The 20,472-nt window shown below is 68.6% G+C and carries 15 protein-coding genes and 3 pseudogenes; 11 read left to right on the forward strand and 7 right to left on the reverse strand.

Going from position 1 to position 20,472, the window contains the following annotated elements; all coding sequences use genetic code 11:
* Positions 1-108: 108 nt before the first annotated feature.
* From JIX55_RS39845 to JIX55_RS39855, 3 genes are all read right to left on the reverse strand, one after another.
* Entirely contained in the window at positions 109-825 is a 717-nt protein-coding gene (locus JIX55_RS39845) for a VOC family protein (RefSeq protein ID WP_257568068.1), read from the reverse strand.
* A gap of 155 nt (positions 826-980) precedes the next feature.
* A complete protein-coding gene (locus tag JIX55_RS39850) occupies positions 981-2,102 on the reverse strand; it encodes an IS630 family transposase (protein WP_306820080.1) in 1,122 nt (373 codons plus the stop codon).
* A 79-nt stretch (positions 2,103-2,181) separates the two neighbouring features.
* Positions 2,182-2,646 (reverse strand): winged helix-turn-helix domain-containing protein, encoded by a 465-nt coding sequence (locus JIX55_RS39855; RefSeq protein WP_443046636.1) that lies wholly within the window; start codon positions 2,644-2,646, stop codon positions 2,182-2,184.
* Between the two features lie 562 nt (positions 2,647-3,208).
* Here JIX55_RS39855 and JIX55_RS39860 point away from each other — a divergent pair.
* From JIX55_RS39860 to JIX55_RS39905, 10 genes and pseudogenes are all read left to right on the forward strand, one after another.
* A complete protein-coding gene (locus tag JIX55_RS39860) occupies positions 3,209-3,376 on the forward strand; it encodes a hypothetical protein (protein ID WP_257568070.1) in 168 nt (55 codons plus the stop codon).
* A gap of 228 nt (positions 3,377-3,604) precedes the next feature.
* The gene (locus tag JIX55_RS39865) at positions 3,605-5,710 is read left to right on the forward strand and encodes an alpha/beta fold hydrolase (protein ID WP_257568071.1); all 2,106 of its coding nucleotides are present in this window, start codon (positions 3,605-3,607) and stop codon (positions 5,708-5,710) included.
* A complete protein-coding gene (locus JIX55_RS39870) occupies positions 5,707-6,327 on the forward strand; it encodes a hypothetical protein (protein WP_257568072.1) in 621 nt (206 codons plus the stop codon). Before JIX55_RS39865 ends, JIX55_RS39870 begins: the two co-directional genes overlap by 4 nt.
* A 182-nt stretch (positions 6,328-6,509) precedes the next feature.
* Positions 6,510-7,172 carry a class I SAM-dependent methyltransferase gene (locus tag JIX55_RS39875; RefSeq protein WP_306820134.1) on the forward strand — a complete coding sequence of 221 codons (663 nt, stop codon included), beginning with the start codon at positions 6,510-6,512 and terminating at the stop codon, positions 7,170-7,172.
* Positions 7,173-7,277: 105 nt separating this feature from the next.
* Positions 7,278-8,150: pseudogene (locus JIX55_RS39880) on the forward strand (helix-turn-helix domain-containing protein); the annotation flags it as partial.
* A 685-nt stretch (positions 8,151-8,835) separates the two neighbouring features.
* Positions 8,836-10,590 (forward strand): group II intron reverse transcriptase/maturase, encoded by a 1,755-nt coding sequence (gene ltrA / locus JIX55_RS39885; protein ID WP_257568073.1) that lies wholly within the window; start codon positions 8,836-8,838, stop codon positions 10,588-10,590.
* Positions 10,591-10,710: 120 nt separating this feature from the next.
* A pseudogene (locus JIX55_RS39890) lies at positions 10,711-11,226 on the forward strand (IS30 family transposase); the annotation flags it as partial.
* Between the two features lie 13 nt (positions 11,227-11,239).
* Positions 11,240-11,533 (forward strand): integrase core domain-containing protein, encoded by a 294-nt coding sequence (locus JIX55_RS39895; RefSeq protein WP_257568074.1) that lies wholly within the window; start codon positions 11,240-11,242, stop codon positions 11,531-11,533.
* A gap of 128 nt (positions 11,534-11,661) precedes the next feature.
* Positions 11,662-11,802 (forward strand): annotated as a pseudogene (locus tag JIX55_RS39900) (tyrosine-type recombinase/integrase); the annotation flags it as partial.
* 95 nt (positions 11,803-11,897) lie between these two features.
* The gene (locus JIX55_RS39905) at positions 11,898-12,278 is read left to right on the forward strand and encodes a tyrosine-type recombinase/integrase (protein WP_257568075.1); all 381 of its coding nucleotides are present in this window, start codon (positions 11,898-11,900) and stop codon (positions 12,276-12,278) included.
* A 283-nt stretch (positions 12,279-12,561) separates the two neighbouring features.
* On the opposite strand, the gene JIX55_RS39910 is transcribed toward JIX55_RS39905, so the two are convergent.
* A complete protein-coding gene (locus JIX55_RS39910; RefSeq protein ID WP_257568076.1) occupies positions 12,562-13,728 on the reverse strand; it encodes a magnesium and cobalt transport protein CorA in 1,167 nt (388 codons plus the stop codon).
* Positions 13,729-13,941: 213 nt separating this feature from the next.
* On the opposite strand from JIX55_RS39910, the gene JIX55_RS39915 reads away from it, so the two are divergent.
* Complete coding sequence (locus JIX55_RS39915; RefSeq protein WP_257568077.1) at positions 13,942-15,213, forward strand: winged helix DNA-binding domain-containing protein; 1,272 nt, start codon at positions 13,942-13,944, stop codon at positions 15,211-15,213.
* A gap of 155 nt (positions 15,214-15,368) precedes the next feature.
* On the opposite strand, the gene JIX55_RS39920 is transcribed toward JIX55_RS39915, so the two are convergent.
* The 3 genes from JIX55_RS39920 to JIX55_RS39930 all read right to left on the reverse strand — a co-directional run bounded on the left by JIX55_RS39920 (position 15,369) and on the right by JIX55_RS39930 (position 20,444).
* Complete coding sequence (locus JIX55_RS39920) at positions 15,369-16,166, reverse strand: S1 family serine peptidase (RefSeq protein WP_257568078.1); 798 nt, start codon at positions 16,164-16,166, stop codon at positions 15,369-15,371.
* A gap of 307 nt (positions 16,167-16,473) precedes the next feature.
* A complete protein-coding gene (locus JIX55_RS39925; RefSeq protein WP_257568079.1) occupies positions 16,474-19,326 on the reverse strand; it encodes a helix-turn-helix transcriptional regulator in 2,853 nt (950 codons plus the stop codon).
* A 239-nt stretch (positions 19,327-19,565) separates the two neighbouring features.
* Positions 19,566-20,444: a response regulator transcription factor gene (locus JIX55_RS39930; RefSeq protein WP_443046638.1), complete on the reverse strand. Its 879-nt coding sequence runs from the start codon at positions 20,442-20,444 to the stop codon at positions 19,566-19,568.
* Positions 20,445-20,472: the final 28 nt, after the last annotated feature.

Genomic DNA, 20,472 nt, shown 5'->3' on the forward strand with positions numbered 1-20,472 from the left:
ACCCTCGGCCTTCGCCTTCGCGTGGATCGCCGGCCAGGTCTCCTCCCGCTAGTGCTCTGACCGCATAGGGCCGCCGGGTTGGGCCAGGCTGCGACCACCGCCTGATCGTCACTGCTCAAGGCAGCGGACCAGGAATGTCAGTCCCTCTGGGCTGCTCAACCGCACAACACGACGACCGGTTTCCTCGGACCAGGTGGCCGGGTCTTGGCCGTGATCGTGTGCGCGGGCGACGACGCTGTCCGGATCCTCGACGTCGACCGCAAGTTCCCACTGCGGGGCGGATGCACTGGGTCCACGTGTGGCGATGAAATCGGCGCAGTTCAGAGGGGTCCCCGTCGTCTTGTCGTAAAAGTGCCGGGCTTTCTCAGGCTGGTCGCACGTCAGGACCATGCGGTGCGGGGCACCTGCCAAGTGGGACGGGAACTTCCATCCGGTGAAGTTGCGTGGCTGCCAGAGGGAGAAGGCGGCACCTACTGGATCGATCAATGTCGCCATTCGCCCCTGATCGCCCGCGTCGAAGGGAGGCACGACAAGACGAGCGCCGTTCACCGTCGCCGCTTCGGCACGGCGATCGACGTTGTCGACTGCCAGATAATAGGCGATATGGGCGGGTATTCCCGGTGGGTAGACCGGGTTCGCCAGGTCGCTCACGCTGCCGATCAGGTGACCGTCGATGGCTATCTTGGTGGCCTTTCGCCAGTCCTTCTCGTCCACCGCGAAGCGCCAGCCCAGCGTCTTCGAGAAGAAGGTGGCGGTGCCGGCTAAGTCACGGGTTTTGAGGTCCATCCAGCAGAACTCGTTCAATGAACCCAGACGCATCGTCATCCTGTGCTCCTTGTCGTCTCGATGCTGGGTATCGAGTGCTCAGACGACTCCGCAAGAGATTTTTGGCTGCGCTGCGGAGAAGGGCCGGCGGCAAACCGGTTCCTACCGCACCGATCCGAGCCTTCGCAGGCGTGTCCAGTCTTCGCCGGTCTGGATCAGGCTGCGGCCGTCAGGGGGCGTCCGCCCCAGCGAATGCCCTTCTCGCTGCGGATGCGGGCGCGTTCCTTGCGCTGGGCGGCCAGGACGTCGGGATGGCGGGCGTTGGCGTTGCGCCAGCGCAGGTAGGCGTGCAGGGCGCGGGTCTGTGCGGGGTGGCTGCGGTGGTGGGAGTTGGCCAGGGTGAACTGCCGCAGCGGGCCGAAGTGCGCCTCGATCGGGTTGGCCCAGGAGGCGTAGGTCGGGGTGAAGCACAGCTCGACCTTGTTCTTCTTCGCCCAGCGGCGGATGTCCGCTCCGGTATGGGCGGAGAGGTTGTCCAGAATGATGTAGATCGGGGCGCCGTCGGGGCGGGCGGCGCGGATCGACTTCAGCGCGGCCAGGCTGTTGGCGGTGCCCTTGCGTCGGCGGTTCACTCCCCACAGACGGTCGTCGCCGACGGAGTAGCAGCCGTGGAAGTAGGTGACGCCGTGGGTGCGGCGGTAGGTCGCCGGCAGGCGGTCGGGCCTGCCCTGCTTCGCCCAGCAGGAGCCTGCGGTGGGCCGGATCCCGAGGGGGCCGAACTCGTCGAAGGCGAAGACCCGGTCCGGGAAGCGTTCCAGCACCTCTTCGATGCGGTCGAGCTTGGCGTCACGGTCGGGGTCGGGCGACTCCTTCCAGGTCTTGGTGCGCTGGAAGGTGATGCCGCGGCGCAGGAGCAGGCATCGTAAGGCTTCACGGCCGATGCGGATGACGCGTCCGTGTACGCGGCGCAGGTAGGCGGCGAGTTTGCGGACCGACCAGCGGGTGAAGGGCTGGCCGAGCTTGGTCGGGCGGGTGGTGGCCGTCTGGACGACAAAGTCCTCGTCGTCAGGGCTGAGTTGGCGGGGACGGCCTCCCGCCCACCGAGGGTCCAGACAGGCCAGGCCGATCTCGTTGAAGCGGTGGATCACATCCCGGACGGTGTCCTCGTCGGCCTGGACCAGCTGCGCGATCACCGGGACCCGGTTCCCGCCGGCGGACGCCAGCAGCATCATCGCCCGCCGGTAGCGCACCGAGCTGGTACTGCCCCGGCGGACGATCTGCTGCAGCTTCTGCCCTTCCTGATCGGTCAATCGGCGCACCCGCACAAGCTCGGCCACCACACCTCCAGCGATCGGAACGAACGTCGCCATCCAACCGCTCCGAAGGCCCACCCGGCGAACCAATGCGGTCACAGCACTAGACGCGGACCGCTTCCGCGTCCTGCTCCACGGCCCGCTTGTCCGGGCGCTGGAAGGACAGGCCCCAGCGGCGCAGGTACTTGCCCACGCCCTGCTCGGTCAGCCGCACCCGGTACAGCTTCGCGATCAGATCCCCTACCCCGGCGCGGGTCCACAGCTGCCCAGCCAGCCCCAGGTCACAGGGACGGTGGTCCAGTACGGCCTGCCGGATCGCCTGCTGCTCGATCGCATCGAGAACCTGATGTTCGCCGACCCGCCGCCCGCGCGGCCGGGCCACCAGTGCCTCGCGGCCGCCTGCCAGCCACTTCGCCCACCAATTGTCCACCGCCTTGAGCGAGACCTGGAGCACCGCCGCGACATCCTCGCGAGTCCGGCCCGCCACCAACGCGGCCACCGCCCGAAGTCGAAGCGCCTCCTGCGCCGACGGCGACAACTGCCGTGCGTCCCCCACCAGTTCACTCACGCAGGGATCAACGACCCAGAACACCGACCGTTTCGGATCAATAGCAAAAGACAGGAGGAAGGGCCAGGGGGTCACACATAGAGCCCACCGGGGGAATGGGACTCCGCAAACCGCGTCGAAGCAGCCTCCCGGCGTTCTTTGGCGCCGTGCCGCCGCTGGGAAGTCTGTGACCTCGGTCACAGGGCGGGTGGGAATCGTGGGCCCATCATCCAGTCCGCCACCTACGTCGCCCGATGAGGTCCCTCATGGCTTCGCCTGACAAATGTCATGGATCAGCATGACAAATTCAATAGCCTTGAATTGCGGATTCCGTTTCCCGGTGTGATCTATGTCATATCGCACCGCTCCAGGTGGTGCTTCTATTTCCCTCCAGGGGTTGCCGGGCGCCCGGCGGTCACTCCCGCACAATTCCACAGCGTGCTTCCCGAAGTATATTTCTTGGTCAGGGCCCGGTTGTGGCTGCTCTCGCTGCCGACTTTATTGTCGGCCGGGTCCTCGACTGTCCAGGGGAAGTCGTGTAAAGAATTCCGTCCGATGCGACAAGAAGTGTGAAGGGGAAATCATGAAGGAAATCACGGCATATCTGAACGATGATGTGCGGCTCGACGACGTTGCGATCGAGCAGGCCGAGGGCACCGTGCTGGTGGAACTGGGTGGTCCCGTGCTGGCGACTCCGGCCGTTGTCGTCGCCACCGTCACGGCCACCCGCGCTGTGGGACTCTTCGGCTGAATCGTTCCAGTGACTCGGTGCCGGACCATCCCTGCCTGGGTGTGGAAAGAGCCGTGCAGGAAATCTTGGCGTCCTGAACGACGATGTGCGGCTCGACGAGGTCGCGATCGAGCAGGCTGATGGCACCGTACTGACGGATCAGAGCGGCCCTGTGCCGGCGACCGCGACCATCGTGGCGGCGACAGAGATGTACGCCTCTGAGAGCTGCTCATCCCGGGCGTCACTCCGGTGCCCGCGACGCCGGGCGCCTTCCTCGGAGGCGTGGTGGTGTCCTGCGCCGTGGTCGGTGCCTTCGAGGCCGGGGCCCGTCCGGGCGGGAGCGCCTGGCCCGCCCGAGCCCGGCGCACAGAACTCTGCCGAGCCAGACAGAGAGCAGGGTCTGGCTCGGCAGAGCCGTGCAATCCGTTCATTGAAGAAAACGAGCTCACAGATGTGGGTTTGGGAGGCCTCATGAAGCCGCTGAAAAGGCTCTTATCCGCGCTGACAGGCCCGATCCCCGTGACCAGGTCGCGTGCCATCGGTGTCTCGGAGCGCCTGTCCGCCGTCACCACGCTGACGGCCTCATTGGAGTATCTAAACCAGCGCAAGCAGACGCAGCCCGGCGGACTGAACCACTGGCCGACGGCCCGGGGTGTTCACGGCCGGTCGACGCCCGTCACCCGCAAGCTTCTCGACATCATTAGCGAGGAGAAAACCACCCTGACGCTGCATGCGGCTCGGGCTGTGGTCAGCGCCGGAATGCTGCTGCCCGGCAGCAGCCGTTGGCGCGGGGCGGGCAACATCTTCCTCGGCGCCACCACCGCAGCGCTCCATCCGCGGCACCGCTATGGGACGGACGGCTCCGACCAGGTCTCGATTCTGGTGCAGACGGCCACCGGCCTGGCTCGCTTTTCCGCCCGCCCGCAGACCCAGGACGCCCTCATGTGGTACGTGGCGCTGCAGGCCAACGCCTCGTATTTCGTATCCGGCTGGGTGAAACTGATGGGCAAGGCATGGAAGGACGCCACCGCTCTGGGCGGTGTCATGCGGACAAAAACGTACGGCCACCAACCCATCTACGAACTCACGCAGAAGTATCCGCGGGTGGCGAAGTACCTGACCCACGGTGTGCTCGCGCTCGAGTGCTTCTTCCCTGTGGTCTATCTGGCCGGCGGCAGACTCGCTCGGCCAATGATCGCCAGTGCGGCAACCTTCCATCTGGCGAACGGCCTAGTCATGGGGTTGGGCCGGTTCGTCACCGCGTTCACCTCCATGCACCCCATGGTCGCCTACACCTCGGCCCCGAGGACGCACCCGTCGGTAGCCGGCCGTGACGACCGCGTCCTGCAGGTGGGTGCCGTACTGCTGGCCGGAGCAGCCTCGGTGGCCGGTGTGGTCGCGGTCCAGCGGCGAATGCGCGCGCTCGAAGGCTGGCCGCACTCCCGCTGGCTGACCACACGCCATGGCAATCAACTCCAGTACGAGATGAGCGAGGGAGACGACGAGAGCCTGCCGGTCCTCGTCTTCGTCACCGGGCTCGTCTCAACGTCCGAGCATTTCGGGTGGATCACGGAGAAGGTCGCCCGGGACAGCGGCTACGGCGTGGTCACGTACGCCCGCGCCGGATACGCCGGAAGCAGGCGTCGGAGCGCATCCTCCTATCACCTGGCCGAGTCGGTCGACGACCTGGTCGACCTGGTCCGTGGGGTTGTCCCGGAAGGACGCACTGTCGTGCTGGTCGGACACTCGCTCGGTGGTGAACTGGCACGCCGCGCCGCCGTCGCCCTCGGGGAGCGGCTCCACAGCATCATCTACCTGGACTCCTCTCACCCCGGCGAGCTGAACCGGTCGCACCAGCAGAGCGAGGCGACCGAACGCATCGCCGATGGCATGAACACACTGGTGCGGTCCCTCAACGTCGGCCTGGGCATCCTCATGGCACAGCCCGACTGGCTCGAGGAACTGCCCGCCAACTGCCGTACCCGGGTGTTCGCTCAGTACACCGACGCCCGCTTCTGGGCTGCCGGTCGTCGTGAGTGGGCTGCCGTCGAGGAGGAGTTCCGGGCCTTCGACGGGAAGTTGCCCGTCGTTGACTCCCACGCTCTGGTGATCTCTGCGCAGCAGACAATCGATCGTGACCCGGAGCAGTTGCTGATGCACAACGAGATCGCCGAGGCGCATCGCGGCCAGGGACACAGCGTGGAGAAAGTCGTGCTCGAGGGTGCCGACCACGATTCGCTGTTGACCGGTGCCCGGTTCGCCACTGAGGTCGGCCGCCGGATCATCGAATTCCTGGACCAGGCCGAGTCACACGCGACATCGCGGGTGTGCGTCGTTGAGGAGGTAGGGCAGTGAAGCAGCCTCTGAAGAGCGCCTTCACCGGTCCCGGAGCAATCGCGCGGATCGCCGGTGCGGCGATGCTGGTCGGCACCCTCGCCGCGCAGCACCCGAATCCGATGTTTAACCGACTACAGCTCAAGGATACGTTCTCGCTGCTGCCGAACTGGCGGTTCTTCGCCCCGGAACCATCGATGCACGACTATCACTTCTTCTATCGCACGCTGAACAACGCTGGCGAGACGTCACTGTGGCAGGCGGTCGACGTGATAGAAGGACGGCGGTTCCGGCAGATCGCCTGGTTCCCCAGCAGGCGGTCCGAGAAGGCTGTGGTTGACATCTGCAGCGAGATTCTGGGGCTCCTCGAGAGGGGCTTTTCCACGGTGGTCCGTACCCCGGGTTACGGGGTCATCGTCGGCCATCTGAGGGAGCGGATAACTGGCGAAGCGGCGGGCGGCGTAAAGGGGTTCCAGTTCGCTCTGGCCCGCGCCACCGGCTACGACACTTCCACGACCCCGGAGATGATTTTCGTCTCCCCGTATACGCCGATGGATCCGGACTCCGCCTCCGCCCGTCCCCGCGCCCGACAGCGGGCTGGACGCGCACACACCAACAACGTCTCTTCACGTACCTAGGTACCGGTCATGAGCAATACGTTTGTGTACGTATAGAAGTAATCATCCGTCGACGGGGCGGCGAGAAGGAGAGAAACAGCGTGACGGACATCGATGATATCGGTTACGGTCGCCAATTCGACGGATGGTACGACCGGCTCTTTCCAAGGGATGGCCTGGCCGATAAGACGGCGAAGCATCTGGTGTCCCTCCACCCGGACCCCGGACTCGGTACCCTCGAACTGGGCGTGGGAACTGGCCGCATCGCCGTCCCGCTTTCCCACGAGGTTGGCCGGGTCGTGGGTGTGGACTCCTCCCTGGAGATGCTCTCGGCGCTGGAGAAGGAGGTAGCGGCCACGGGAGCCGACGTCGAGGCGGTGCGCGGCGACATCCGCACCTACGCCGACGACTGTCAGTACGGGCTGATCTATTGCGTGTGCGGGACTCTGTCCATGTTGCTCGACCCCACCGACCAGCAACGAGCGGTCAGTCGTGCGGCTGAACGGCTTGCGCCCGGTGGTGTACTCGTGGTGGAGACGCACAACAAGCCCGGTGTACTCGCCTTCCACGCAGGACAGGAGCGGATGACGTATTTCGTTCCCTATCCCGAGCCCGGCACCGGTCTGCAGACCCACTCGACGCTGTTCCCCGAGCGCAACCTGTGGCAGTGCTCGCACATCTGGTTCGAAGCGAACGGCACCTCACGGGTCGGCACGGAGCTGAGCCGTCTCACCGCGCCCGAGGAGGTCGACGCCTACGCCGCTGCTGCCGGGCTCACGCCCGACGGCCGATATGCCGACTGGGACTCGTCCCCCTACACACCCCAGGGGCCGATGTTCGTGAGCGTCTACATCAAGGACTCGTGAACGGCACCACCCTCAACCGCACCGGTACGAGGAAGGGGCCACTGGTGGCAGCAAGTCGCGCGACGTCGTTCACCACCACATTCGTCGTCGCCTTGTCGATCGCGACTGCGGTCGGCAGAGGCAGGCAGTGAACACATCCATGATCGTCCGTTGTCGGCGGTCGCTGCTCGGTCTGGCAGGCCACCGCCATCCTGCTTTCAGCCCTTTCTCGTCGGAGACATGATCGAAGCCGTCGCGGCGGGCGGGTCTGCAACGGGGCCAATCGCGCTAGTCACCGCGCTGTTCCTCGCCGCCGCCCACTGTTACCTGATCGGGCAAGCCGGGGAGAACGTCGTCCTCGACTTCGAGGAGCGCGAGGACATTGCGCTGCTGAAGGCCCAGGATGCCGGGGTCCGTGAGATCGCCCGCCAGCTGGGCAGGGACCCGTCAACGATCTCGCGGGAACTGCGGCGCAACGCCGCCACGCGCTGCGGGCAGCTCACCTACCGGGCCTCGGTCGCGCAGTGGAAGACCGAACTGGCCGCGCAGTGGCCGAAGACGTCCAAGCTGGCCGGCAACGAGCGGCTGCGCGAGTACGTTCAGGACCGCCTTGCCGGAGAGCTCCGTCACCCGGACGGCACGCCGGTGCCGGGACCCACGGCTCCGCGGTGGAAGGGACGGAACAAGCCCAGGCGCCAGGACCGCCGTTGGGCCACCTCGTGGAGTCCGCAGCAGATCTCCCACCGGCTGACGGCCGACTTCCCCGATGATGAGTCCATGCGCATCTCGCACGAGGCGATCTATCAGGCCCTCTACATCCAGGGCCGTGGCGCGCTGAAGCGTGAGCTCGTCGCCTGCCTGCGCACCGGCCGGGCACTGCGGGTGCCCCGGGCCCGGACCGCCGGCCGGGGGAAGAAGTTCGTGACCGAGGAGGTGCTGATCAGCCAGCGGCCCGCCGAGGCGGAAGACCGGGCGGTTCCCGGGCACTGGGAAGGTGACCGTGCGACACGAAGTTGCACGAATTTGAGTGGACTGACCGATTGGAGAGGCGGCTGAAGGTGGGGCCGTAGGTGCAGTCACGGGTCTGTGTCCGTATGCCCCGTCCCCGCCCTTGACGTGCGACGCCGGTAACGGCGTGGTGCGAAGCTCAGGGGAAAGCCCAAGGACTCCCGTTCCATCCGGGAGTTACCGGCAAGGGGAAGACCGGACGGGTGAAGTCACATGAACTCCCGATGATGCCTCGTGATCCCAAGCTCCGCCGATGGGAAGTTCCAGCGGGGTGCATGGCTGGCTGCTGAGAAGCGGCAGGCGCTGGCCGGCAGAGGTCACTCCGGTCAGGTGGACACCGCCGCCTCGGGGTAAAGAGAGCACCCACCCCGGTCGTATCTCATTCGTGTGGAACGTGGAAACCCCGTTGGGGCCCGGGCCGTCGTGGCCAGGTCGGCCGACCGTGAGGAAGGCTCAACTCCCCAGCGGGAACAGGATGGCCCAAGAAGCCAATGCCGGAAGCCGAAAAGGAAACGGGAACCCGGGGCACGATGGCCGGCCTCTCCGCCGGTCGCCCCGCATAACCGTCCGGATACGGGTGTGCTGCCCGGACTCGAAAGGGTGCTGACGTGGGCCAGGTGAGCCTGTGCGGACTCACTGGAGAAGGGCGACGGAACCGAGGGGCAAGTTGGACACCATGACGGACACGGCCGGAGCGGTCTCGACCGTCCCGCCCGCCGTCGCGACGGTGAACGGACCCGAGGACGAAGACCTGGACTGGGCGTCGATCGACTGGCGCCGGGCCGAGGAAGACGTACGGCGTCTGCGGCAGAGAATCTTCACGGCATCGCAGGCAGGGGTCCTGAAGAAGGTCCGCAACTTGCAGAAGCTGATGCTCCGGTCCCGGTCGAACACGCTCCTGAGCGTGCGGCGGGTCACGGAGATCAATGCGGGACGCGCGACGGCGGGAGTCGACGGGAAGGTGGTGCTGATGTCCCAGTCCAAGGCCGTACTGGCCGACTGGGTCCAGCACCGTGCCCGGCCGTGGATTCCCAAGCCCGTCAAGCGGGTGTTCAACCCCAAGCCAGGGACGACGAAGAAGCGCGGACTCGGGATTCCCGTGATCGTTGACCGGTGCCTGCAAGCTGTGGCACTTGGTGCACTGGAACCCGAGTGGGAAGCGCGGTTCGAGCCGAAGTCGTACGGCTTCCGGCCCGGCCGCGGTTGTCACGATGCGATCGGGGCCATCTACTCCACGCTCAACGGGAAGAACCCGCAGCATGTGTGGGTGCTCGACGCGGATCTGACGGCGGCGTTCGACCGGATCGACCATGAACGGCTGATGGCCGCGCTCGGCACGTTCCCCGCCCGGGGACTGGTCCGGCAGTGGCTGAAGGCCGGGGCGGTGGATCGAGGTCGGTTCGCCCGGACCGAAGCGGGGACTCCGCAAGGCGGAGTGATCAGCCCGTTGCTCTTCAATGTGGCCCTGCACGGGATGGAGGAAGCCGCAGGGGTCCGCTACTACACGACCGGCAGAGACGCCGGAAGCGCGCAGAGCGGGAGCCCCGTGCTGGTGAGGTACACAGATGATTTTGTCGCGATGTGCACCAGCCGTGAACAGGCCGAACAGGTCAAGGAACGGCTGACCACATGGCTGACGCCCAGAGGGCTCGCCTTCCACGAGGACAAGACACGCATTGTCCACGCAGAGAGCGGGTTCGATTTCCTGGGGTTCAACGTCCGCCGCTATCACGGCAAGTTGCTGATCAAGCCGGGCACAGCGGCTCAACGACGGATCCGGGAACGGCTGAGTGCCGAGATGCTCGCCCTGCGAGGGGCCAACGCGGGAGCGGTGCTCAAGAAGATCAACCCGATCGTGAGGGGTTGGTCTGCCTACTACCGGACGGTGGTGTCCAGCGAGATCTTCACCGCGCTGGACAATCACATGTGGAAGCTCGCTTACAAGTGGGCCAAGCACAGCCACCCGAACAAGCCGAAGCACTGGATATCCGACAAGTACTTCGGCCGGTTCAACAAGTCCAGGAAGGACCGGTGGGTGTTCGGCGACCGCGATAGCGGCGCCTACCTGCTCAAGTTCTCCTGGACGAAGATCGTCCGGCACCAGTTGGTCAAGGGCAGGGCGTCTCCCGACGACCCGGCGCTGGAGTCGTACTGGGCCGAACGGCGTCGCAAGGGACCGCCTCCACCGGTCGACGGCATGGCCGTGCGCCTTCTCCAGGCACAGCAAGGTCGTTGCCCGATCTGTCGAGGGCTTCTGTTGCACGCCGACCACCCGCTGCGAAGCCCTCAGGAGTGGGAAGCGTGGCGGGCCGTCATCAGGAAGGCGATCTCCAAGCAGTACATCGCTTTCCCAGGCGGCGGCTCACCGGGCGATCAACGGCTCCGTCTCCTTCACACCCTCTGTCAACGGCGGATGGAGCCGCCGGACTGACGAATCCTGCACCTTCTCCTGACCGCGAGCCCCTGAGGCTTGCTTGAGCCGTGTGCGGTGAACAGCTGCTTGCACGGTTCTGAGGGGGCGGGGACGCAGCAATGCGTCCCCGCTACCCGACTCATCATCGGCCTCAACAGCTCCGCTATCGGCACCCTGGTGGAACGCACCAGCAGGTTCACGATGCTGCTGCATCTGCCGCCCATGCCCGGCCATGGCGGCCCACGGGCCAAGAACGGTCCCGCGCTGGCCGGTCACGGAGCCGAGGCCGTACGGGAAGCTCTCGCGGAGGCGATCACCGACCTGCCCGCCCAGCTCCGCAAGTCCCTGACCTGGGGCCAGGGTTCGGAGCTGGCGCAACACGCCCAGCTCCGTATCGACACAGGTCTGGAGATCTACTTCGCCGACCCGCACAGCCCCTGGCAGCGAGGAACGAACGCGAACACCAACGGCCTGCTGCGGCAGTACTTCCCGAAGGGCACCGATCTCGGCAGGCACTCCCGCCAGGACCTCGCGGCCGTCGCTGCGGCCCTCAACAGCCGACCCCGCAAGACCCTTGGCTGGAAGACGCCCGCCGAGGCTCTCGACAGTCACCTACTATCAGCACAAAGCGGAAGTGTTGCGACGACTCCTTGAACCTGAGCAATACGTGTCCGTTCGGTACACCGACCGGCTCGTCGAGATCGGCGCTGCCGCGTCGGTCGGCTCGGTTGCGGACAGCTACGACAACGCGATGGCCGAGGCCCTTAACGGCACGTTCAAGGCCGAGCTGATCGAGATGCAAGGCCCCTGGAAGGACTTCGACCAGGTCGAGCGGGCGATCTTCCAGTGGGTCACCTGGTACAACGAAGAACGGCTCCACTCCGCCCTCGACTACGTCCCGCCGGCCGAGTACGAACGCGACTGGTGGCGACGGCAGGAAGCCACCCCGCAGTCCGCCTGAGACAAGATCTGCGGACTCTACGAAACTAGGGACAGCTCAAGGTGCCGGAGGACCAGAGGGAAGCTTGGCCGCTGGAGACCGCGCAGCGGGTGCGGGACGCGATCAACGCGCGCTATCGCATCGCGGTCGTGATCGCGCTGGGCTGCGGGCTACGGCAGGGTGAAGTGTTCGGGCTGTCGCCAGAGGACGTCGACTTCGCCCGTGGGGTCATACGTGTCCGTCGACAGGTACAACTCCTCCACGGGCGCCTCTACTTCACCCTCCCCAAGGGAGGCAAGACTCGAGTAGTCGACATGCCGCCGTCGGTCGCTTCGGCGCTGGCCGAGTACTTCATGGAGTTCCCCGCCGTCGAGGTCGAGTTGCCGTGGGGCGGACCGGAGCCGGATCGGGAGAAATCCCGCTCATCCTCACCACGACGTACGGCAACGCCATCCGCGCGAACATCTTCAACGTCGAGGTGTGGAAGCCTGCCTTGGCGGCCGCCGGGGTCATCCCCATGCGGAAGAAGGGCGAGCGCTGGATGGCGTCCCGCAAGGACGGCTTCCACGTGCTCCGGCACACGTACGCCTCGGTCATCCTCGAAGCGGGCGAGTCCGTCGTCACCCTGGCCCGCTGGCTCGGCCACTCGAGCCCGACCATCACTCTGGACTACTACGCACACTTCATGCCCGAGGCCGGCAGTAAGGGGCGCAGTGCCATCGACGCCCTGCTGGGCGCGTCTTCCGAGGCCGCCGCGGCTGCGTAGAGGAAACGGTTTCCCAAGGCCACAGAAGGAGGGGCGCAGTGATACTGCGCCCCTCCTGGGCGTTCCGCTGCCCGTAGGTCGATCACTCTGCGTGACAATCAGTGGTCCCGATGGCTGAGGCTGCGGCACTGCTGATCGAGGCTGGCGCCCCAGCGGGGGAGGAAGCCGCGAAGCGGAGCGCGTTTCATTCTCCCCAGATTCTCCCCAGCGCCCTCAGATGCGTTCGAGACGCCCACCATCGGGTGCCTCCGACCTGCGGAGCAGGCGCGTCCTCGGTGATTACTCAGAGCCAATCTCGCCGCTTGAAGATGATGTACAAACTAGCGCAAACCACAGCCATCAGGACGATCGCGAAGGGGTATCCGAACACCCAGCGCAACTCCGGCATGTGCGCGAAGTTCATCCCGTAGATCGTCCCGACCAGCGTCGGAGCGAACAAAATGGCGGCCCAAGACGAAATCTTCTTGATCTCCTCGTTCTGTTCGAAGCCCGCCTCCGCCAGCGCACGCATTTCCGCGTTCTGTTGCTGGGTGACGAGGGTGGCGTTGACCGTGAGGATGTCGGAGAGGGCCTGGCGGAAGGTGTCGACGCGTTCGCTGGTGTGGGTGACGTGGTCGGCGACGTCGCGGAGGTAGCGCTGGAGTTCCTCGTCCGTCTCGTACTTGGCGAAGCCGGCCATGAGGCCGTGGAGCATGCCGACGAGGGGGCGGGTGGCGCGCTGGAACTCGACCATTTCGCGGGAGAGTTCGTAGATGCGGCGGGAGACTTCCGGGTCGCCGCGGAAGACCTCCGTCTCGATCTCGTCGACGTCGTTCTGGACGCCGGTGACGACGGGCACATAGCCGTCGACCACCGCGTCGAGGATGGCGTAGAGGACCGCCTCGGGGCCGAGTTTCAGCAGCTCCGGGGTCTCCTCCATGCGGCGGCGGACGGCCGAGAGGTCGGGGGCCGCGCCATGGCGGACCGTGATGACGAAGTCGGGCCCCACGAAGACGTGCAGCTCGCCGAAGTCGACCTCCTCGGACGCGTCGAGGTAGCGGGCGGCGCGCAGGACGACGAAGAGGGTGTCGCCGTAGCGCTCCAGCTTGGGGCGCTGATGGGCCTCCATCGCGTCCTCGACGGCGAGCGGGTGAAGGTCGAACTCGGCGGCCAGGGAAAGGAGTTCGCCCTCCGTCGGGCGGGCCAGCCCGATCCACGCCATCCCGGCCGGCGCCTTCCGCAGCTCGCGATAGGTCTCGGCGAGCGTGGTGGGGGAGGAGACGCGTACGCCGTCCTGGTACAGGGCCGCCTGGACGACGCTGGCCGCCCGCTCGGCCGTGGCCGGAGCCGCCGGTACCGGGCTCGGCGCCGCGGGCTCGGCGGGTGGCGTCGACGGAGGGGTCAGGGCGCGGCGCCAGGCGGACTTCCTGGAGCTCTTCGAGGCGGCCGGGCGGGCGCGTCGATCGGCCATCGCGGATGCCTTCCGGGTTGCGCGTACGACTGGGTGATCACCGAGCAGGATATACGGGGCAAACCCCGCGGGAGTCGGTGAGGGATGGAGGGAATGGGGACGGAAACGGTCTCGTCGAGGACGGAACCTGTCCGTGATCCCTCAAGGCAGTGGGGGAGTGTGCCGGGCGTCGCGACGGGGCGAACTGCCTGCCGGGGCACTAGCGTGCGCAGCATGGCGAACAAGGCGACGGCGAACAAGGCGACGGCGAACAAGGCGACGGCGAACAAGGCGACGGCGAACAAAGCGACCCGGACCGCGCCCCGGATCGGCACCCGCGCCCTCAACCGCGCGACCCTGGCCCGCCAGTTCCTCCTGCACCGGGCGCCCGTGTCCGCAGAGACCGAGCCCGTCGGCGGGCCGGCGACACCGGCCGGGTCTGCGGCTGGACCGGCGACGCCGACCCGGTCCGCCGCTGGATCGACGACCCCGCCCATGTCCGCGTACGACGCCGTCCAGCACCTCCTCGGGCTCCAGGCGCAGAACGTGCAACCGCCCTACTACGCGCTCGCCGCCCGCCTGGACCGCTTCGCGCCGGAGCAGCTGTCGACGCTCATGGCCGACCGGGCCGTCGTCCGCATCGTCACCATGCGGTCCACGATCCACACCCACACGGCCGACGACTGCCTCACGCTGCGACCCCTGGTGCAGCCGGCCCGGGAGCGGGAGTTGCACCAGTTCCGCAAGGGGCTCGTCGGGGTCGATCTCGACCGGCTCGCGGCCGTCGCGCGGGAACTCGTGGAGGCCGAGCCGCGCACCCTGAAGCAGCTGCGCGAAGCCCTGCTCGTCGAGTGGCCGGACGCCGACCCGTTCGCCCTCGGTATCGCCGCGCGCTGCCGGCTGCCGCTCGTCCAGGTCACCCCGCGCGGCCTGTGGGGGAGGAGCGGTCAGGTCGCCCTGACCACCGCCGAACACTGGCTCGGCCGCCCCGCCGAACCGGCCCCGCCACCCGAGACCGTCGTCCGGCGCTATCTCGCCGCCTTCGGGCCCGCCTCCGTCAAGGACATGCAGACCTGGGCCGGGCTGACCCGGCTGCGCGAGGCCTTCGAGGGGCTGCGCCCGGAGCTGCTCACCTTCCGCGACGACAGTGGCGTCGAACTCTTCGACCTCCCCGACGCGCCCCGCCCCGACCCTGCCACCCCGGCCCCGCCCCGCCTGCTCCCGGAGTTCGACAACCTGCTCCTCTCCCACGCCGACCGCTCCCGCGTGGTGCCGCCGGACCTCAAGGGCCGTAGCTGGAAAGGGAATCAGGCGTACCGCACCTTCCTCGTCGACGGTTTCCTGGCGGGCATCTGGAAGCTCGAGGGGGACGCCCTCACCCTTGAGCCGTTCGGAAGGCTCACCCCGGGACAGCGGGAGGGGCTTCTCCAGGAGGCGGAGCGCACCCTCACCGTCCTCCACGGCGACGGTTCGTACGACATCCGCTTCGGCACTGTCGCCCCGTAGAGCCCGCAGAGCCCGCAGAGCCCGTAGGTCCCAACGCCCGTAATACGCACGGACGTTGGAAGGGGGCGCTGCGAACCGCTCGTGGCAGGTTCGCAACGCCCCCTGGTAGATCCTGAGGGAGTACCTCAGGAGTCTGTCGGCGCGTCGTCCCTCGACTACGAGGCGATCTGCGCGGCCACCGTGTTCGAGAAGGTGGTCAGCCGGGTGTAGATACCGGGGTACTGCGCGTCGGCGCAGCCGTAACCCCAGGAAACTATGCCTGCCAGGACGCCCCCGATCATCAGGGGACCGCCGCTGTCGCCCTGGCAGGTGTCAACGCCGCCGGAGGAGTAACCGGCGCAAACCATCGAGCTCGCGACGAACTCGGAGCCGTAGGAGCTGGAGCTGCCGCAGACCGAGTCGGCCACGACCGGCACGGTCGCGGTGCGCAGCTGGTTGGAGGAGGAGCCGCCCGAGGAGGTGGTGCCCCAGCCGATGATGCGGGCGGTGGTGCCGGCCGCGTAGACCCCGGTCTGCGAGGCGGAGACGTACGAGGCCGTGGTGTACGGCTGCGCGACCGCGAGCGTCAGTACGGCCACGTCGCTGGTCATGGTGGAGCTGTTGTAGCTCGGGTGGATCCAGATCTTGCTGAGCGTGCTGACGGTGCCGTTCGTGCCGTTGCGGTAGGTGCGGCCACCGACCACGCGGGTGTTGGAGGTGGTTCTGCCGACCATGCAGTGGGCGGCGGTGATCACCTTGGTGGGAGACACGAGGGTGCCGCCACAGAACTGGCTCTGCGAGGCGTTCGTGATCTGCATGACGTACGGGTACGCGCTCGCGGTGGTGGTCGTACCGCCGACGATGGGCTGGGGAGCGGCGACGGCGCCGGGCGCGGTGAGCAGCGCGGCAGCGGCGGCGGCAGCGGTGGCCGCGGCGGCGACCATCGACTTCTTGGCCAGGTTGAACCCGAACATGGTTCTCCTCATGGGATTGCCGGTGGGGGACGCGCGGGTGGGGGGAGTGCACAGAGCCCGCGGTGCCGCCCCGCTCGGGGGAGCCGAGCGGGGCGGCGGGCCGGTCTGTGTGCCCTGGCGTGCGGCACGGCACAAAAACTATGAGCCGGAGTGATCCCCTCCCAAGGGGGGATCCCCCTAAGGGAGTTGGGGAGGGAAAACCCTCGATGACCCGGGCCGGGGTTTGAGCCTAGGCTGGACCCGCAAGGTCGCTGCGCGCACAGGACACAGGCCCCGGAAGGGGCTCGTCAGCCGGTCCCGGGGGAGGTCAGTTCGTACGGTGTCCCGCCGCCAGACGCACGATGTCCACACGCGACCGGATGCCCAGCTTCCGGTAGACCCGCGTGAGTGTCGCCTCGACCGTCTTCACGCTGATGTACAGCCGGCCGGCGATCTCCCGGTTGGTCGCGCCCTCCATCACCAGCTCCGCGACCTGGCGTTCCGTCGCCGCGAGCACGGCGAGGGCGTCCAGTGCCGACGGCGCGATCGCGGGCTGCTGCGGGGGCGCCGGGGCGACCGTGGCCTGCTCCACCTGACGCAGCCATGGCAGGGCACGACAGCGGCGGAACAGCCGGGACGCCTCGTCGTACGAGGCCGTGGCGGACGTCCCTCCTGGCCGGGCGAGGCCGTGCGCCTGCGGGAGGGTGCGCAGACCGGCCAGGGCGTACGCGGCCCGCGCCTCCTCCAGGCCGTAGCCCAGCTTGGCGAGCCGGTCCTGCGCCGATGTCAACTGCCGTACGGCGGCGTCCTGTTCGCCCTGTGCCGCGCGCACCAGCGCCTCGGCCCGGTCGAGGACGGCGAGTACGCTCTCCCGCCCGAGCCGCAGCGCCTGCTGCCGGGTGACGTCGATGACGTCCTGCGCCTCGGCCAACTCGCCCACCCGTACCAGGGCTTCGGCGAGATCGCCGTGCCAGCGGCCGCGCGCGGGGTCGGTGACCCCGAGCCCCTCCTCCAACTCCCGCACCCGGCGCAGGGATTGAACCGTCCCGGACGCGTCCCCGGCCACCAGCCGGGCGTGCCCGAGGGCGCCCAGGGCGCGGGAGAGGTACATCAGGTCGCCGTCCTGCTCCGCGTGCTCGGCGGCCTCGCGGGCGAGGGCCTGGGCCCGCTCCACGTCACCGCCGGCGGCCTCCGCGAGCGAGGTGAGCATGGCGGAGGCGCCCTCGCCGATGCCGGAGTCCCGGGCGAGGACATAGCCCTCACGGGCGAGGTCGAGGGCCCGGCCGCAGTGCCCGGAGCGCAGCTCGGTCTCGGCGAGGAAGCGCACGTAGTGCACCTCGCTCTCGACCATGCCGCGCCGGCGCACCTCACGCAGCAGCGAGGTGATCGTCGCCCGGGCCTCGCCGAGCTGGTCGCTCATCATCAGCCAGCGGAAGCGGGTCGCGCCCGCCCCGTTGTGGTGGCACGCCAGCTGCGGATCCTGCGGCTCCCTCAGGGCCCGCTTGATCGTCATGGGCGCGTCAGGGTGCCCCATCAGGATCTCGGCCTGCGCCTGGAAGGCGAGCGCGAGGAGCTCGGTGCGCCGGTCGTCGGCCCGCGCGGCCAGCTCCGCCGCCCGCGCGGCCTCCTCCCTGCCCTCGGCGAAGTCGCCTTCGAGGACCAGCGCCCGCCAGGCGAGCTGATAGCGGACGAGGGCGAGCAGCCGTGGGTCGTCGCCCGCGTCGGCGAGGACCTCCGGATAGACGGCGTCGACCTCGGCGAGGGACTGCCCGGCCGCGTCGATCACCACCATCCAGGCCCGGACCCGCTCGGCGGGCTCGGTGGCGCGGCTCAGCACCTCGCGGGCGATGTCCCGGCCGAGATCGTTCTCCCCGGCGGTCAGCGCGTCCTCGGCGGCCTGCAGCCGCCGCTCGTCCGGGCCGGGTGTCGCGTCCGCCGGGGTGTGCCGGGCCGAGAGCAGCCCCAGCTCGGCGGCGACCGACGGCGCCCCCCGGTCCCGGGCCACGGCCGCGGCCTCGCCCAGCTGGCCGGCGACCTGCGGATCGGTGCCCTGGGTGGCCAGCGCCAGATGCCGGGCCCGCTCGATGGGGTCGACGGCGGCGGTGGACAGCGCGGCGTGGGCGGCCCGCCGCTCCTGGGCGGTGGCCTCGGCGTACAGCGCGGCCGACACCAGGGGGTGCGCGAACCGCACGCCCGGCCCCTCCCGCTCCGGCGCGAGCAGCCCCAGCTCGACGGCCTGCGCGGTCTCCGCCTCGGCGTTCTCCCGCCCGGCGGCGCGCAGCAGGGCCACCGTGGGCCGGGCACCGGAGCAGGCGACGAGCAGGGTGTGGCGGGCCTCCGCCGAGAGCATGTCGAGCCGGTTCAGGACCAGGGTCCGCAGCGAGGTCGGCACGGGCAGCGGCTCGCCCGGGCGCGGCGGGGTCGGGCTGTCGGCGAGGGCGCGGCCCAGCTCCAGCGCGAAGAGCGGATTGCCGCCGCTGGTGTGGTGGATGTCCCGCACGGTCGAGCGGGGCAGACCGGTGTAGCCGCGGTTCTCCAGCAGGTCGGCGACGTGCGTCCTGGAGAGCGGAGTGACCCGGAGGGCGAGGGTGTCGGGAGGGGACGCGCGTAGATATCTGTCCTGCTCGTGACCATGGGGGTCCGTCGAGGTACGTACGGCGCACAGCATGCGCACCGGCATCTCGCCGAGCCGCCGCGCGGCGAACCCGAGCAGCTCGACACTGGCCGGATCCAGCCACTGGAGGTCGTCCGCGACGATCAGCACCGGGCCCTTGGCGGCCAGCGCGCGCAGGGTCGACAGGACGGCGAGCCGCAGGGCGAGCCCGTCGCGCTGGAGCGTCGACTCACCACGGCCGGTGAGCGCGGATTCGAGCGCGGTGCGCTGCGGGGCGGGCAGCTGGTCGGACACCTCGTCCACGACCAGACCGAGCAGATCGGTCAGGGCGAGGAACGGCAGATGCGACTCGGACTCGGTGGCCGAGCAGCGCAGCACCGTCCGTGCCGTTTCGTCGAATTCCGCGGCCAGCGCGCGCAGGACGGTCGATTTACCGATGCCGGCGGAGCCGTGCACCAGCACACTGCCGCCGCGCGACAACTGCTCGCGCGCGCCCGCGAACAGCTCCTCCCTGCCTATGACCAGGTCGGGGCGGGGTCTCCCAGGCTCCTTGAACTCCCGTCGCACGGGCCACCGCTCCCCTCGAGTGTCGTGTCCGGGCCAATATTAGGCGTCCAGGCTTTGAATTTCGGAACGTAACCCTGGTGAGGGAAATAACAGGAAGGGTACGGCATAGGAAAATTCACACGCCAGTTACATGAATGGGCGCCGGTGGACCGCAGCCGCGGCCCCCGAGGGGCGCGGGGAACCGTGCGACCAGCCCCCACCGGACCGGCAGATCCACGACCCCGGCCTCCAGCGGAGCGCTACGGCAACAGCCCCGCTCGGCGAGCAGCCACGACCGCCTCCAAACGGGTGTGAGCCCCGAGCTTCCGCATGACCGAGCGCAGATAGGCCTTCACCGTCTCAGGGCGCAGGCCCAGGCGATCCGCGGCGACCGCGTTGGTCGCACCCGTCGCGATACAGGTCAGTACGTCCGTCTCGCGCGGCGTCAGGGCGACGCCGTCGGGGGAGCCGGGCCCGACGCTCTTCCCGCCGGCCACGCCGGCCAGGCGGCCGCAGACCTGGAGCAGCTCCGCCCGCAGCTCCGGATCGTCGATGCGTGGGGCGAGCGCGCGCAGCGCCCCGTGCGCCTCCCGGACCTCCTCCCACACACCGGGCGCCCCCTCGTGTTCGACGGTGGCCCGTGTCGCGGCCAGCAGGCTTCGCGCCTCGTCCCGCACCACCAGCGCCTGCTCCATGTCCCGCGCCGCCTCCAGCGCCGCGCCGACCGTGCGGTCGCCCAGCGGCTGGGCCGCGCGCAGGGCGCCGTACAGCACCCCGCGCACTTGCCGCCGTACGACGACGGGGACCGCGAGGACGGAGCGGATGCCCTCGGCGGCGACCGCGGCGTCGTACTCGTGGCTGATCTGGCGTGAGACGGAGTAGTCGGTCACCCAGCACGGGCGGGCCAGGGCGACCGTCTTGCCGCCGAGACCGTTCCCGGAGCGCACCGCCAGGCCTTGAAGCGCGGTCGTCCGGCTGCCCTGGAGTTCGCTGATGCGCAGTTGCCCGGGCCCGGGCTCGATCAGCCCCGCGAAAGCGAGCGGCAGCCCGGTGGCCTGGCGCAGCCGGTTCAGCGCGCCGCGCATGTCCGCCCGGCCGGACAAACCCCTATCGACGGAATCCGAGGGATCCAATGCCACGAACTCGCCCCTTCCGCGCGGCGCACCC

The sequence above is a fragment of the Streptomyces sp. DSM 40750 genome, assembly GCF_024612035.1.
Lineage (GTDB): Bacteria > Actinomycetota > Actinomycetes > Streptomycetales > Streptomycetaceae > Streptomyces.

Bases quoted from the DNA above. Each gene is read 5' to 3' on its own strand.
- JIX55_RS39845 (WP_257568068.1), bottom strand. From the start codon at position 825: ATGACGATGCGTCTGGGTTCATTGAACGAGTTCTGCTGGATGGACCTC.
- JIX55_RS39860 (WP_257568070.1), top strand. From the start codon at position 3,209: ATGAAGGAAATCACGGCATATCTGAACGATGATGTGCGGCTCGACGAC.
- ltrA (WP_257568073.1), top strand. From the start codon at position 8,836: ATGACGGACACGGCCGGAGCGGTCTCGACCGTCCCGCCCGCCGTCGCG.
- JIX55_RS39910 (WP_257568076.1), bottom strand. From the start codon at position 13,728: ATGGCCGATCGACGCGCCCGCCCGGCCGCCTCGAAGAGCTCCAGGAAG.
- JIX55_RS39915 (WP_257568077.1), top strand. From the start codon at position 13,942: ATGGCGAACAAGGCGACGGCGAACAAGGCGACGGCGAACAAGGCGACG.
- JIX55_RS39920 (WP_257568078.1), bottom strand. From the start codon at position 16,166: ATGTTCGGGTTCAACCTGGCCAAGAAGTCGATGGTCGCCGCCGCGGCC.